Below are 14,429 nucleotides of genomic sequence, written 5' to 3'. Positions count from 1 at the left end.
CGAAGAACATGTCTGACACCGAAGCCACCCTGTCCGTCGCGGAACGCCGCAAACTGCTGCTGCAGCAGAAGCTGCGCGAACGCGGCATGTCGGTCGTGCAATCCGAACCCGTGGCGGTACCGAGGATCCCGGCGGGGGAGCGGCGCCCGCTCACCCCCGGCCAGCGCCGCATGTGGTTCCTGCAGACCCGCGACGCCGACGACACCGCCCTCAATATCTGCGTCGCCTACCGCCTCACCGGCCCGCTCGACGCCGACCGCCTGCACGCCGCGTTCGACACGGTGGTGGCGCGCCACGACATCCTGCGCACGACCTACGGCGCGGATGTCGACGGCACTCCATTCCAGGTGTTCACTGCGGATGCCCGCGCCGATTGGTCGACCCACGACGTCACCGAGCTCGCGGAATCGGGTCGCGACCTGCGGGTGGAGGTGCTGGCCCAGCGTGACTTCGCCCGCCCCTTCGCCCTCGGCACCGAGCTCCCGCTGCGTGCCACGCTGATCCGCACCGGGGTCGACGAGCATGTCGTGTTGTTCACCATCCACCACATCTGCTGGGACGACGACTCCTGGGCCATCTTCTTCGCCGAACTCAACGCCGCCTACCGGCTCGGCGCACCCGCGGCCGACGCGTCGGCCGCCGACTCCCAGCCCGACACGGTGCAGTTCGCCGCGATCGCGCCCACTGCCGAGCCCGCAGAGGACGACGTCGCCTACTGGCGTGACGCCCTTCGCCCGCTGCCCGAACCGCTCGAGCTCCCCGGCGCCGCCTCGGCAGGCGCGGGCAGGCACGCCCGCCGCCGCACCCACCGGCTGCCCGCCGACCTCGTCACGCGCACCGAACAGTTCGCGCGCGAACAGGCCGCGACCCCGTTCATGGTGCTGCTCGCCGGTTTCGACGCCCTCGTACACCGCTACACCGCCGCCGACGATTTCCTGGTCTCCATCCCGGTGACCGACCGTCCCGTCGGCACCGAACAGCTCATCGGCTACTTCGGCAACACCTTGCTGCTGCGCGCGGGAATCGGTGGCCGCGACGATTTCGCCACCTTGGTCGCCGGCGTGCGCGACACCTGCACCGGATCGTTCGCGCGCCGTGGGGTCGGCATCGATCGTGTTGTCCGTGAAGCGAATCCGGACCGTGTCGCCGGACGCGACGGCATGGATCAGCTGGTCCGCCTCGGCTTCAGCGTGCGCAAGAGCGCCGACGGTTTCGCCATCGACGGCGTGCGGTCCACCCAACTCGAACTGGGCGCGGCGAGCGCGCAGGTGCCGCTGGCCTTCGCCGTGGTGCTCGAGGCCGACGGCAGCGCGGTGGTGGAAGCCGAGTACCAGACCGACGTGCTCGCCGATGCCCTCGTCGACCAGCTGCTCGTCCATTTCGGTCGTCTCCTCGACAGCGCCCTGCGCGACCCGGAGCGCAGGCTCGCCGATCTCGACATGCTCGGCGACGCCGATCGCGCCGCGCTGCTCGACCGTTCGCACGGCGTGCTCGTCGACGAAGAGGCGACAACCCTTGTCGCCCTGTTGGAGTCGGCCGCAGCCGCCGATCCCGAGGCGCGGGCGCTGGTCTCCGATGATGTGGAGCTCACCTACGCCGCGCTGCACGCTCGCGCGAATCGGTTGGCGCACTGGCTGATCGAGCAGGGCATCGGCACCGAAGACATCGTCGGCCTTCGGCTCGGCACTTCGGTCGAGTTCATCGTCGCCGTGCTCGCGGTGCTGAAGGCCGGTGGCGCGTACCTGCCGATCGACCCGGCCTACCCGGAGGACCGCATCGAGTACCTGGTCGAGGACGCGAATCCTCGATTACTGCTCGGGGCAGTCGAATTGGCTGCCGCCGAGGATGCGGCGTCCGAGCTGCCCGCGACGGCGCCCACCGATGCCGAGCGACTGCGGCCACTGCGCCCGTCGAACCTCGCCTACGTCATCTACACCTCCGGCTCCACCGGCAAGCCCAAGGGTGTTCCGGTGCCGCACAACGCGATCGCCGAACACATCGTCTGCTTCACCGCCGACTGGAACATGACCCCCGCCGACCGGCTGATGCAGTCGTCGTCGGTGAGCTTCGACGCGTCGCTGGTCGATATCGCGATCACGCTGACCGTCGGTGCGCAGCTGATCGTGCCCAAGCCCAACGCTTTCCGCGACATCCGCTATGTCGCCGACTTGATCAGCCGCCGCCAGGTGACCGTGCTGCACATGGTGCCGTCGATGCTGAGCACCTTCCTGCTGCTGCCCGAGATCAGTGAATGGCAGTCGCTGCGCCAGATCCCCGTCGGTGGCGAGGCCTTGCCCGGCGAGGTCGCCGACCGCTTCGCCAACACCCTCGACGCCGAACTGCGCAACCACTACGGCCCCACCGAGGCCGTGGTCTGCTCCACCCACATGCCGGTCTCCGGCCCGCAGGGTACCGGCGTGGTGCCGATCGGCATCCCCAACCGCAACGTCTACACCTACGTCCTCGACGAGGCGCTCCAGTTGGTGCCCGACGGCGTCGTCGGTGAGCTCTACCTGGGCGGTGAGCAGCTCGCCCGCGGCTACCTCGACCGACCCGCGCTGAGCGCCCAGCGTTTCGTCGCCGATCCGTTCACCCCGGGCGCTCGGCTGTACCGCTCCGGCGACCTGGTGCGCCGCAACACCTTCGGTGAGCTGGAGTTCGTCGGTCGCGCCGACGAGCAGGTGAAGGTGCGCGGTTTCCGCATCGAACTCGGCGAGGTGGAAGCCGCGATCGCCGCGCATCCCGCCGTGGCCCACTGCGTTGTCGTGGTGACCGAGGACCCGGCCATCGGCGCGATGCTGGCCGCCTATGTGGTGCCCGCCGATGGCACCGTCGACCTCGAACAGGTCCACGCGTTCGCGGCCAGCGGATTGCCCGAATACATGGTGCCCAGCGCGTTCGCGGTGATCCCCGAGATCCCGCTCACCGTCAACGGCAAGCTCGACAAGCGCGCCCTGCCCGCGGCGACCCCCGCCGTGGTGCGCACCCACCGCGCCCCGGCCACGGCCACCGAGCGCAAGGTCTGCGCCCTGTTCGGCGCCTTGTTCAGCCTCGACGAGGTCAGCGCGGAGGACTCCTTCTTCGAGCTCGGCGGCCACTCGCTGCTCGCGGCCCGGCTGGTTGCCCAGGTCCGCGCCGAATTCGGCGTGGAACTCGACGTCCGCGTCGTCTTCGACAGCCCGACCCCCGCCGCCCTCGCCGCCAACTTGGTCGCCCGCTTCCTGGCCGAATTCGACATCGACCTCGACGCCGTCGACAACGATTTCGACGACGCCCCCGCCGCGACCGAGAGCGAGACCACCGACACCGGTCGCCCCGCGATCGGTGGGCGCGCGCGTGGCGAGCGTGTTCCGCTGTCGTACTCGCAGCTGGCGATGTGGTTCCAGTATCGGATGGAGGGTGCCGGCTCGGTCGGCAACCTGCCGCTGGCCATGCGCTTCGACGGCGCACTCGACATCGCGGCGCTGCGTGCCGCACTCGACGACGTGGTCGCTCGGCACGAGTCGCTGCGCACCACGTTCCCCGAACACGACGGCGTGCCCTACCAGGTGGTGCACCCCGCCGCTCCGGTCCCGCTGCCGGTGCGCGAGATCGCGTCCGACCAGCTCACCGAGGCACTCGCCGAGATCGCCGACTACCACTTCACCCTCGACGGTGAGCCGCTGATCCGCGCCGAACTGCTCGTCCTCGACGCCGACACCCACGTGCTCTCGCTGCTCGTGCACCACATCGTCGCCGACCACGCGTCCTTCGGCGTGCTGCTCGACGACCTCACCACCGCCTACCGTGCTCGATGCGAGCTGGGCGTCGCCCCGAACTGGGCGGCATTGCCGGTCCAGTTCGCCGACTACGCACTGTGGCAGCGTGAACTGTTCGACCAGGCCGCGCCGAGCGCGTTCGCCACCGACCAGATCGACTACTGGCGTGCCGCGCTCGCCGACGTCCCCGAGGAGATCGCGGTCGCTCACGATCGGCAGCGTCCGCCGGTGCTCGGCAAGCGCGGTCAAGTGGTGAACTTCTCGTTGCCCGCCGCCGTTCGCTCCGGACTGGAATCGCTCGCGATCCGCAGCGGCGCCACCGAATTCATGGTGTGCCAGGCCGCGGTCGCCACCCTGCTGCACACCCTCGGCGGCGGCACCGACATCACCCTCGGCACTCCCGTCGCGGCGCGCACCGATCCGTCGACAACGGCCATGATCGGGTTGTTCGCCAACATGGTCGTGCTGCGCAACGACCTGTCGAACGCGCCGACCCTGCACGACACCGTGCTTCGGGCACGCAATGTGGTGCTCGACGCCAATGCCCACCAGGAGCTCCCGATCGAGCGACTGGTCGAAGCGCTCAACCCGCGTCGCTCACGCTCACGGAACCCGCTGTTCCAGAGCATGATCCACTTCCGCGGCGCCGATTGGGCACCGACCACGTTGCCCTTCGCCTCCTCGGGCGAGACCACCGTCACCGTGCTGCCCGCCGACTTCGACGTCTCGTTCCTGGATCTGAACCTGAGCCTGAACGTGACCGCCGACGGCGGCATGGATGTGCGCGTCGTCGTCAACGCCGATCTGTACGACCCGGCCACGGCCGCGCTGATCGCCGACGCGCTCGCCGCCACGCTGCGCGCTTTCGCCGAGACACCCGACCTGCCGGTCGCCGACCTGCGGGTGCTGCCTGCCGCGGATCTCGAGCGCCTGCTCGCCCCGCCTGCCCCGATAGCGACGAGCGCCGTCGCCACCGGTGCCGCGACCGATTCCGATACCGAGCGCACCCTGATCGCCCTGATCGAGGAACTGCTGGAGATCGACGAGGTCGTCGGCGACGACAACTTCTTCGCCCTCGGCGGCGACAGTGTCATCTCCATCCAGTGGTCGGCCCGCGCCGATGCCCTCGGCCTGCCGCTGTCGCCGCAGATGGTCTTCGAGTGCGCCACGATCACCGAATTGGCCGCCGCCGTAGACGCTGCCGCCGGTGGCGCGACTCGAGCCGATGAGCCCGAACAGGTTTCGCACGCGCCGATGAGCGCGTCGGGCCTGGAATCCGACGCCCTGTCCGCGCTGACGGCCGCCTGGTCCGCACAGGGATGAGCACGAACGTCGGGATGAACGAGCAGTTAGGAAGGGACGCAGCATGAGTGCGCCGCAGATCGAAGACGTACTCGCGCTGAGCCCGCTGCAGGAGGGGCTGTTCTCCCTGTCCCGGCTGACGGGCACCGAGATCGACCTGTACACGATGCAATTCGTGGTCGATATCGACGGCCCGCTCGACACCGACCTGCTGCACCGCAGCGCGCAGGCCATGCTGGACCGTCATCCGAACCTGCGGGCCGCGTTCTGGGACACCGATGTGCCCAAGCCGGTGCAGATCATCCCGTCACGCGCGGAGCTGCCGTGGGCCGAACGGGCCGCGCTGTCCACGGAATTCGACTCGATCGCCGAATCCGAGCGCCGCGTCCCGTTCGTGCTCAGTCGCGGTCCCGCGCTGCGAGTGCTGCTGCTCGACGTCACCGACGCGCCCGCGCTGCGCAAGCGGATGATCCTCACCGCCCACCACATCCTCATGGACGGCTGGGCGGTGGCGGTGTTCTTCACCGAACTGCTCGCCGTCTACCAGGCGGGCGGCGCCCTCGACGGTCTCCCCGCGCCCCGTCCCTACCGCGACTACATCGGCTGGCTCGGTGCCCAGGACCACGACGCCGCGGCTCGCCGCTGGGCCGAATACCTGCAGCAGGTCAGCGCACCGTTGGTGTTGGCCGACGGCGCCGGTGATCGCGGCTCCGCGGTTCCGGAGACCACGCGACTCCGGTTGTCCGCCACCGAAACCGAGCAGTTGCAGCAGTGGGCGCGCGGCAACGGGATGACGCTGAACACCGCGGTCCAGTTCGCCTGGACGCTGCTGCTCGGTCGCATCACCGACCGTCGCGATGTCGTCTACGGCACCACGATCTCCGGCCGACCCGAGAAGCTCGCTGGCGTCGAAGGCATGGTCGGGCTGTTCATCAACACCGTTCCGGTCGTGCACCGCCTCGATCCCGTCGAGCCGGTCGTCGCGCAATGCGCACGCCTGCAACGTGATTCGGCCACCATGCGCGACATCGGCTACCTCAGCCTGTCGACCCTGCAGCGCGCGGCGGGCCACGGCGCCCTGTTCGACACCCTGTTCGTCTTCGAGAACGCCCCCATCGACGACGCCATCCAGACGGTCACCGCCCCCGACGGCGCGCAGTTCCGCCCGATCGAGATGGAAAGCCTCGCCCACTACCCGCTCACGGTGGTCTCCCACCTGAGCGACGGCGAACTCCTCGTCCTCGTCGAGGCGATCCCCGCCCTCCTCGGTCACCTCGACCCCGCCGACCTCGGCGCCCGGATGCTCACCGTGCTGCGCACCCTGTCGACCCTGGATGCCACCGCGACCACCGAGTCGATCGACCTGCTCTCCGAGGCCGAACACGCCGAACTCCGCAGCGCCGCAACCGATATCACGGCCGCACCGACGGCCACGCCGTGGGAACTGTTCGAGCAGCAGGCCGCGGCCGCTCCGGACGCGATCGCGCTCACCACGACCGACGGCGAGGTCTTCACCTACCGTGCGCTGCACGACGAGGCTTGCCGGATGGCGGGCGAGTTCGTCACCCACGGTGTCGGCCCGGAAACCGTTGTCGCCCTGATGCTCCCGCGTGGTCCTCGCTCGATCATCGCGATCCTGGCGACGTTCGCAGCGGGCGCCGCCTACGTCCCGGTCGACATCACGCTCCCCGTGAGTCGCATCGCATCGATTCTGCGCCAGTCGAACCCGACGCTGGCCCTTGTCCTCGGTGAGAACCGCGCACTGCTCGACGGCACGAATCTCGACACGGTGTCCGTGAACGACGATGCCGGCATCGACTTCGGGCAATCGGTCCAGGTGCTGGCGCTCGACGCGCCCGCGGTCGTGGACCGGATCGCCGCCCGCCCCGCACAGTCGCCCGCGGTCCACCGCGAACTCGACCACAGCGCCTACATCATCTTCACTTCCGGCTCGACCGGCGAGCCCAAGGGAGTGGTCGGCACGAACGCCGCGCTGGCGGGCTACTTCGCCGATCACCTGGAGCGCTTCTACCGCCCGGCGACGGCCCGGCTCGGCCGACCGCTCCGGATCGCCCACGCCTGGTCGCTCGGCTTCGATGCCTCCTGGCAGCCGATGGTCGGCTTCTTCGCTGGACAGGCCCTGCACCTGTTCGACGCCGAGGAGATGCGCGACGCGCACCGAATCGTCGCAGGCATGGCCGAATTCGACATCGACATGATCGACACCACGCCGTCGATGCTCGCGCAGTTGGCGGCAGCGGGCCTGCTCGACCGCGAACTGTCGGTGCTCGCCCTCGGCGGCGAGGCCATCGACACCGCGCTGTGGGCACGACTGCGCGCCCTGCCCGGGACGGCTGTGTACAACTGCTACGGCCCCACCGAGACGACCGTCGAAGCCGTGGTCGCGCCTGTCGCCACCTCGGAGATCCCCACGATCGGCACCGCCAACGGCGGCATGGTCGGCTACGTGCTCGACTCCCGGCTGCGACCCGTCCCGCAGGGCATCGTCGGCGAGCTCTACCTGTCGGGCGTGCAGCTGGCCCGCGGCTACCTCGGCAAACCCGCCATCACCTCCGACCGTTTCGTCGCCGACCCCACGCGCCCCGGCGAGCGCATGTACCGCACCGGTGACCTCGTGCGCAGGCTTCCCGGTGGCCGTTTCGGCTACCTCGGGCGCGCCGACGCCCAGGTGAAGGTGCGTGGCTATCGCATCGAGGTCGGCGAGATCGAGACCGCGCTGCGCCGTTCCGCCGATATCGACACCGCCGCGGTGACCGTGGTGCGCCGTGCCGGTGGTGCGTCGCTGGTCGGCTTCGTCGTCGGCAAGGCCGGTCGCGCCGTGATCGTCAGCCGCGTGCGCGCCGACCTGGCGCAACGCCTGCCCGCGTACATGATTCCCGCGCGCATCGTCGTCATGGATCAGCTGCCGGTGAACGTCAACGGCAAGCTCGACAGCCACGCGCTGAACGAGCTCGCCGAGCAGTCGCTCTCGGTCGCCGACAGCAACGCCGCCGCCGAGACGGCAACGGAGATCGCGCTCAGCGAGCTCTTCGCCGAACTCTTCGACGGCCGCGCACCCGGCATCGACGCCGACTTCTACGAACTCGGCGTCGACAGCATCGTCGCGATCTCCCTGGTCAACAAGGCCCGCCGTCGCGGCCTCGCCCTCAATCCGCGAATGGTGCTGGCCTGCCCGACTATTCGTGAACTCGCCGCCGCCGTCGACGACGCACCGGCCGCCGCCGCGCAGTCCGGCGCCGACGCCTACGGTGTGGTGCCGCCGCTGCCGGTGGTCTCCTGGATGTACGAATACGGCAACTACCGTCGTTTCACCCAGACCGCGCTGCTGCGTCTGCCCGCCGGAATCGACCGCGCGGCACTGGAATCCACCCTCCAGGCGTTGCTCGACGCGCACGACACCCTGCGCGCGGTGCTCACCGACACCACCGACGGGCCGCGTATGGTCACCCGGGCGCCCGGCGTGGTGAACGCCGCCGACCTCGTCATCGAAGCGCCCTCGGGCCTTTCCGGTGACGAACTCGGCTCGGCCATCACCGAATTCGCGCGGATCGCCAACGACGCCATCGACCCCCGCACGGGGGACATGGTGCGCGCCGTGTGGTTCCGGGGCGCCGGCTCCGATGTCGCGGACATTCTGCTACTCGCCGTGCACCACCTCGCGGTCGACGTCGTGTCCTGGCACATCATGCTCGACGCACTGGCCGCCGCCTGGCAACAGATCCAAGCGGGCGTGACGCCGAAGATGTTGCCCGAGTTCACCTCGTACCGACAGTGGTCCGAGGCCATGTGGCAGCGCGCGTCCGAGCCGGAAGTCCTCGCTCAGCGCGATTACTGGACCACACAGGTCCGCGAGCCCGATGCCGCACTCGGCTCCCGGCACCCCGCCCCGGCGACCGACACCTGGTCCAGCCTGCGGGTCAGCACGGTGGCGACTCCGGTCGCGGTCACCGAGCGCCTGCTCAACCGCGTCGGCAAGGACGAGGGCGTCCGCGAGTTCCTCCTCACCGCCCTCACCATGACCATGGCCTCACTCCACGCCGACAACGGAAACGACCCGGCCGCAGGTGCGTTGATCGCCATGGAAGGCCACGGCCGCGCCGACACCACCCTCGGCACCGACACGGCCAACACCCTCGGTTGGTTCACCAGTGTCTTCCCCGTACGCCTCGGCGTCGGCGACAACGCGGTGGATGTCGCACGCGCACAAGCGGACCCCGCCGCCGCTCGCACCCTGCTCGGTTCGGTCTCCGCGCACCTGCGCGAAATCCCCAACCAGGGCCTCGATTACGGACTCCTCCGCTACGTCAACCGTTCCGCGGAACTCCGCACCGCCGCCGAACCCCAGGTCGAGTTCAACTACCTCGGCCGAATCGACCTGAGCGGCAACGAAACCGACCCCTGGTCACTGCTCGTCGGCGAACACGACACCGCACTTCCGCTCGACCCGGAACCGGATCTACCCCTGCGTTACGCGGTCGATGTCATCGCGGGCATCGGCGCCACGCCGGAAGGCTCCGCGCTGACCACCAACTTCCGCTGGAGCGCATCCCTGTTCACCGACACTGGAGCCGCCCGCTTGGCAGAATTGTGGGCTCAGGCGATCACAACTCTGGCCGACGCACTGGACCTCAGCGCAACCACGCCCGATGAGGTCGCTGGCTGACCTGGCTGTCGAGGTCGTCTCCGGTTGGATGAGCCCGGCGCGATCATGCGGTGGCCTCGCGGTTCGCGGTGGATGTGCGCCCGCGCCGGTCGGGTGGCGGTTGCCGCCACAGGAGTACGACCGCCAGCAGGCCTACCAGGGACGGGGTCATGAGGACCCAGCCGAGCAGCGGCGGGAGCCCGGTATCGCCGGAGGTATCCCTGGTGAGGAGTTCGGTCAGCCCCACGGTGGCGCCGAGCGCCGCCAGCGCTGTCGCGATCGGTCGGGCCCAGCGCTGTCCCGCCCGCACTGTCCAGATCGACCAGAGCCAGGCGATCGTTCCGAGCGCGCCGATGGTCGTCAGGACGACCAGGTAGGTTCCGACCGCCGAGTCGACCTGGGTCTGGGTGTAGCTGGGGTAGCCGTCTCGGATGTGTTCGGCCAGTAGTTGTCGAGTGGCGTACGGGACGATCGTCGTGATCACGCTGAGTCCGAGACCCGTATACATCGCGGCGAGAGCCGAACTCCCGGATTCGGGTCGGTTCCCGATGGAACCGCCAGTCGCGTCGTTCATATCGCCTCCGTGTTTCGCTCGTAAACCTACGCCGTAGATTTGCGTTCGACGGTATATCCTACGACGTAGGTTTGACAAGCGAAGGGATGGAAGATTGGCCAGACGTACGCGGGGCACCTCGGCGGGACTCACCCGCGAACGCATCGCGGCCGCCGCTGTCGCACTCGTCGACCGAGATGGTCTCGAACGCTTCGCCGTTCGGCGCCTTGCCGATGAACTCGGGGTCGACCCGATGTCGATCTACAGCCACATCAAAGGCAAGGCCGCACTGCTGGACGCGGTGTCGGAAGCGGTGCTCGCCGAGGTCACCGTCGACGAAGAGGCGACCCACGACTGGGCACAGATCGCTCGCGCGACGGCGCACAGCTACCGCGCGACCGCCTATCGACACCCCCACGTCGTCGCACTGCTGGCCACGCGCCCACAGACTTCGCCGACGGCCCTCGCGGCACTGGAACGACTGCTGACCGCGATGCGCGCAGCCGGTCTGCCCGAGCGCGCGATCGCGGACACGCCACTGCTGCTGTTCAGCTTCCTCAACGGCTATCTGCTGGCTGTCCTCAGCGTGTCGCCCGACAGCGCCGACAGGGTGCCCGCTATCGACGCGACCCAGTTCCCGACCATGGCCGAGCTTGCTCCACAGCTGACCGATTTCGGGTCCGTCGCGGAGTTCGATCGGCTGCTGGACGGGGTTCTCAGCTCGATACGTGGCCAATAGGCGAGTGGGTGGGGATGTCAACCGTTGCGAGGCTTGCTGAACTCCTCGATCAGCACCGGATACTGCTCGGCGCCGTGACCTGCGGCGATCGAGCGATCAGCAATCGCCTTGATCAGCTTCGGGAGTTCGGCGTTGACGCCGAGCGCCTCGCACTCCTCGATCAGGTGGGCCATCGTTCGCGCGTCGGTCTCCAGGGCCGCCACCTCGGCGGGATAGGAACCGTTGTCGATCTGCTCGGCGTACCCGGGCAGCCAGGTGGCCACCCCGGCCGCCATCATCTGCGCGAACGGGGCGAACGTCGCGGCGTCGACACCGGCCGTTCTGAGCATGGCGGTGCCCTGGAGCCAGGCGTTGAGGACGCTCCACATCATGGTCAGCCCCGCCACGTCGTACAGGGAAGCGAGGCCGTGGTCGGCGCCGAGGTAGGTGACGGTGCCCAGCGCCTCCAGCGTTGACTGATGAGTGTCGAAGTCGGCCTGTGGACCGCTGTGCAGAATCACCGCGTCGGGTGTTCCGATCGCCTGCGGGATGGCCATGATCGCGCCGTCCAGGTAGTGAGCGCCACGCCGCGCGAACCAGCGGGCGGTCTCGCGGGCCTGTGCCGAGTCACCCGAGGTCAGATTGAGCAAGGTCGTGTCGCCGACCTCTGTGGTGTCGAACAGTTCACGGACGGCCGGGTAATCGGAGACGCAGATGATCGTGATCGAGCCCGCTCGCAGCGCGTCACCGATGGTCGGCGCGAGCCGCGCACCCTCGGCGACCAGTCGGTCGGCCTTGGCGGGCGTCCGATTCCAAACGGTGGTGGGATGTCCGGCGGCGAGGAACGCGCCGGCGAGCGCCTGGCCCATGAGCCCGAGTCCGATGACGGTCACAGATGTGTCGGTTGCGTTGTTCATGGCAGCATCATCAACGTTCATACCGGTATGAAGGTCAAGTGAGGATGCCATGCGAATCGGCGAACTGAGTACCCGCACAGGCGTCAACACCCACCAACTGCGCTACTACGAAGCCCAGGGCCTGATGTCCGCGCACCGCAGCCCGAACGGCTACCGCGAATACGACGAAACCGCCCCACTGCGCGTCCAGCAGATCCGCCACCTGCTCGGCGCGGGCCTGTCCTCCGAAGACATCGCCTACCTCCTGCCCTGCGCCGAAGGCGAAACCCCCACCCTCCCCGCCTGCCCAGAACTACTGTCCGCCATGCGAACCCGCCTCCATCGCCTCGACGACCAGATCGACCGCCTCACCCGATCCCGCGAGGCCCTGGCCGTCTACATTGCCGCCGCCGAACGCACAACCAGCGACACCTACCCACCCTTCGACGGAACCGAACCGATCCTCGCCTGAGTAATAGTTGGCTGCGGCCAGTGCAGGCTTAAAGACCGACTATCGAAGCCGTTCCAGCCACGCATCGGCTCACGCCGGCCCCACTCGCCGCCGCAGCAGGCAGAATTCGTTCCCCTCCGGGTCGGCCAGCACGTGCCAGGTTTCGGTGCCGGTCTGTCCGATATCGACATTGCGGGCACCCGCGGCGAGCAAACGCTGGAGTTCTTCGTCCTGATCACGGTCGGTGGCGTTCACATCGAGGTGCATCGGCAGTTTCCCCCGTCTGGGGTCGATGCTGAGGCTGAACAGCAATGTGGGCTGCGGTCCGCCGAATTCGGTTCCTGGCGCGCCGATTTGGACGTCACCCTCGTCCCGGTCGAGCACGACATAGCCGAGCACTTCGCACCAGAAGTCGGCCAGCAGTTCCGGGTCGGCACAATCGATGACAAGTTCGGTGATCCTACAAGCCATAAGCGCGACCTTACGCCCGCGCCGCCGACTCACGCCTGGTGAATACCAGCCTTGGGCCAGACTCCGTCTGCCCTATGCCCTCGTATAGCCATCCCCGCCACTCGCACAGTCATATTGTCGCCCCGCCCGTCCTCCACCTCGACCGAATAATCCGTAGCACTGATCTTCAGCGCCCGATCGAATCGGTGATCCGCCCCACCGAACTCGTAGGTCACCCCCGTCGAATCTTCCGAAGTCTTCCGAAAGACCACATATATCGCCACAGGCCTGCCTTCCTTACTTGTTCTTCGCGGCCGGCGAGCGGTTCGACACTGTCGGGGCATCCACGGCCCGCTTCAGCCAGTGGCGCGATTGAGGATGTCGGTGTAGAGCAGACGCCCGCCGAGTAGCCGGAGCGCGGCGAGACGGGTCTTGGCGCGGCCGAGTTTTGTGGTTCGAGCGCCGCGTTCGTAGTAGAAGACGTCCCACCATCCGTCTTCTACCTCGATCAGGCACCAAGATTGTTCGCGCAGTGCACCTTCCGAGACCAGAGCTGCGGGCGAGTCGACGTGGGAGAACCTGCTGAGTTGGCTGATCGGATTCTGGGAGAACACATCGTCGTTCGGAGTCATACCGCAATCTCCTCGATGAATCCTGAGCCGACCAGATCGACGACCGGCATCACGGTGAAGTATTGGTTTCCGCCACCTGGTCTGGCGAACCATGGTGCAACGGGGCCGGACCACACTGGTGTGGGCGTGAGGACCTTCCATCGCCGGTATCCGGATTCGGCGTAGTCGATCGGAAGTGAGCGTGCGCCGAAGGGCGTACCGATGTCGTAGAGCAGTCGGGTGAAGGTGGTGCCGAACGAGTCCATGATCCGGCCCGGGTCGAGCCGAGTTGGTGTCCGGCCCGTGGCGGTCGCGAAGCCATCGGGATGAAGTGTCGGATCGGGCCAGCGGAGCAGCCTTCGGCCCGCCGAAGCTCCGACATCTTCCGATACCACGAACTCTCTTGCCCACTGCGCTTCACGCATGCCGCCGAACAGATCACCGTCATCGAGAATCGACTGAACGGCCGGACTACTGATCGACGCGCCGCCGACCGACCCGGCCGTACCGCGACCGGGTCCCAGTGGCTGTGACCCGTCGAGCGCTCCGCCGATCAACCCGAGGAACCCGAAACAGGCAGCGGCTTCGTTGTCGTATACGCACAGGTCATGTGGGCCGCCGCGTTCGTACCAGAAAGCTTCGAACGAGCCATCGGGGCCCGGCACCAAGCAGTAGTGGTCGTCGCGAAGTCTCCCGACCGAGGCAACCGAGTCGGGAACACCAAGACCCCGCAAGATCATGGTGAGTTCGTCGATGTTCACGATGAAACCTCTTCTAGCTCAGTCGGAGAACGTTGCTTCGAGTGCGCTGTCGATGCGTTCCTGCTCGGCATCGTCGAGCGTCACCGGCGCGAAATTGCGCGATCGGGCGTGGTCGATGAACTCGGTGGGAACCGCGATCCCGTACTCCCGCACGAAGTATCCCCAGTATGTGGACCACACCCAGGTGCCGTCGCTCGACATCCCGGTCGGAACACCATGGTCTCGTGCCGGGTCGAGCGGGTCGGCCATCGACTGGGTCGACACCA

The 14,429-nt window shown here is 68.1% G+C and carries 10 protein-coding genes; 4 read left to right on the top strand and 6 right to left on the bottom strand.

The genetic code is table 11. The features are described from left to right. The first annotated feature begins 8 nt into the window (after positions 1-8). Together ASD42_RS18905 and ASD42_RS18900 are read left to right on the top strand one after the other, a co-directional pair. Positions 9-5,081 carry a non-ribosomal peptide synthetase gene (locus ASD42_RS18905; protein WP_056818437.1) on the top strand — a complete coding sequence of 1,691 codons (5,073 nt, stop codon included), beginning with the start codon at positions 9-11 and terminating at the stop codon, positions 5,079-5,081. A 43-nt stretch (positions 5,082-5,124) separates the two neighbouring features. Beyond that, entirely contained in the window at positions 5,125-9,744 is a 4,620-nt protein-coding gene (locus tag ASD42_RS18900; protein ID WP_056818435.1) for a non-ribosomal peptide synthetase, read from the top strand. Positions 9,745-9,787: 43 nt separating this feature from the next. Here ASD42_RS18900 and ASD42_RS34940 read toward each other — a convergent pair whose 3' ends face one another. Next, the gene (locus ASD42_RS34940; RefSeq protein WP_200950476.1) at positions 9,788-10,297 is read right to left on the bottom strand and encodes a hypothetical protein; all 510 of its coding nucleotides are present in this window, start codon (positions 10,295-10,297) and stop codon (positions 9,788-9,790) included. Positions 10,298-10,391: 94 nt separating this feature from the next. Between ASD42_RS34940 and ASD42_RS18890 the strand changes: the two genes are divergently transcribed. Further along, positions 10,392-11,015 carry a TetR/AcrR family transcriptional regulator gene (locus ASD42_RS18890; protein WP_056818433.1) on the top strand — a complete coding sequence of 208 codons (624 nt, stop codon included), beginning with the start codon at positions 10,392-10,394 and terminating at the stop codon, positions 11,013-11,015. A gap of 17 nt (positions 11,016-11,032) precedes the next feature. On the opposite strand, the gene ASD42_RS18885 is transcribed toward ASD42_RS18890, so the two are convergent. Continuing rightward, positions 11,033-11,911, bottom strand: a complete 879-nt coding sequence (locus ASD42_RS18885) for an NAD(P)-dependent oxidoreductase (protein WP_056818431.1) — start codon at positions 11,909-11,911, stop codon at positions 11,033-11,035. Between the two features lie 49 nt (positions 11,912-11,960). Here ASD42_RS18885 and ASD42_RS18880 point away from each other — a divergent pair, with 49 nt between their 5' ends. Then, the gene (locus ASD42_RS18880) at positions 11,961-12,362 is read left to right on the top strand and encodes a MerR family transcriptional regulator (protein WP_056818429.1); all 402 of its coding nucleotides are present in this window, start codon (positions 11,961-11,963) and stop codon (positions 12,360-12,362) included. Positions 12,363-12,431: 69 nt separating this feature from the next. Here the strand turns inward: ASD42_RS18880 and ASD42_RS18875 are convergent, their stop codons facing one another. The 4 genes from ASD42_RS18875 to ASD42_RS18855 form a co-directional block, all read right to left on the bottom strand. Then, a complete protein-coding gene (locus ASD42_RS18875) occupies positions 12,432-12,812 on the bottom strand; it encodes a VOC family protein (protein ID WP_056818427.1) in 381 nt (126 codons plus the stop codon). Between the two features lie 335 nt (positions 12,813-13,147). Beyond that, entirely contained in the window at positions 13,148-13,423 is a 276-nt protein-coding gene (locus tag ASD42_RS18865; RefSeq protein ID WP_056818423.1) for a hypothetical protein, read from the bottom strand. Beyond that, positions 13,420-14,163, bottom strand: coding sequence for a TNT domain-containing protein (locus tag ASD42_RS18860; protein ID WP_056818422.1), 744 nt, complete (start codon positions 14,161-14,163; stop codon positions 13,420-13,422). Before ASD42_RS18860 ends, ASD42_RS18865 begins: the two co-directional genes overlap by 4 nt. A gap of 18 nt (positions 14,164-14,181) precedes the next feature. After that, a complete protein-coding gene (locus tag ASD42_RS18855) occupies positions 14,182-14,427 on the bottom strand; it encodes a hypothetical protein (protein ID WP_156677505.1) in 246 nt (81 codons plus the stop codon). Positions 14,428-14,429: the final 2 nt, after the last annotated feature.

The sequence above is a fragment of the Nocardia sp. Root136 genome (assembly GCF_001427185.1).
GTDB classification, from domain to species: Bacteria; Actinomycetota; Actinomycetes; order Mycobacteriales; family Mycobacteriaceae; genus Nocardia; species Nocardia salmonicida.
This window is presented reverse-complemented; position numbering and strand designations above follow the sequence as displayed.

What these genes read in the sequence shown, in the direction of transcription:
- ASD42_RS18905 (WP_056818437.1), top strand. Translation starts at nt 9, where the DNA reads ATGTCTGACACCGAAGCCACCCTGTCCGTCGCGGAACGCCGCAAACTG.
- ASD42_RS18900 (WP_056818435.1), top strand. Translation starts at nt 5,125, where the DNA reads ATGAGTGCGCCGCAGATCGAAGACGTACTCGCGCTGAGCCCGCTGCAG.
- ASD42_RS34940 (WP_200950476.1), bottom strand. Translation starts at nt 10,297, where the DNA reads ATGAACGACGCGACTGGCGGTTCCATCGGGAACCGACCCGAATCCGGG.
- ASD42_RS18885 (WP_056818431.1), bottom strand. Translation starts at nt 11,911, where the DNA reads ATGAACAACGCAACCGACACATCTGTGACCGTCATCGGACTCGGGCTC.
- ASD42_RS18880 (WP_056818429.1), top strand. Translation starts at nt 11,961, where the DNA reads ATGCGAATCGGCGAACTGAGTACCCGCACAGGCGTCAACACCCACCAA.
- ASD42_RS18875 (WP_056818427.1), bottom strand. Translation starts at nt 12,812, where the DNA reads ATGGCTTGTAGGATCACCGAACTTGTCATCGATTGTGCCGACCCGGAA.
- ASD42_RS18865 (WP_056818423.1), bottom strand. Translation starts at nt 13,423, where the DNA reads ATGACTCCGAACGACGATGTGTTCTCCCAGAATCCGATCAGCCAACTC.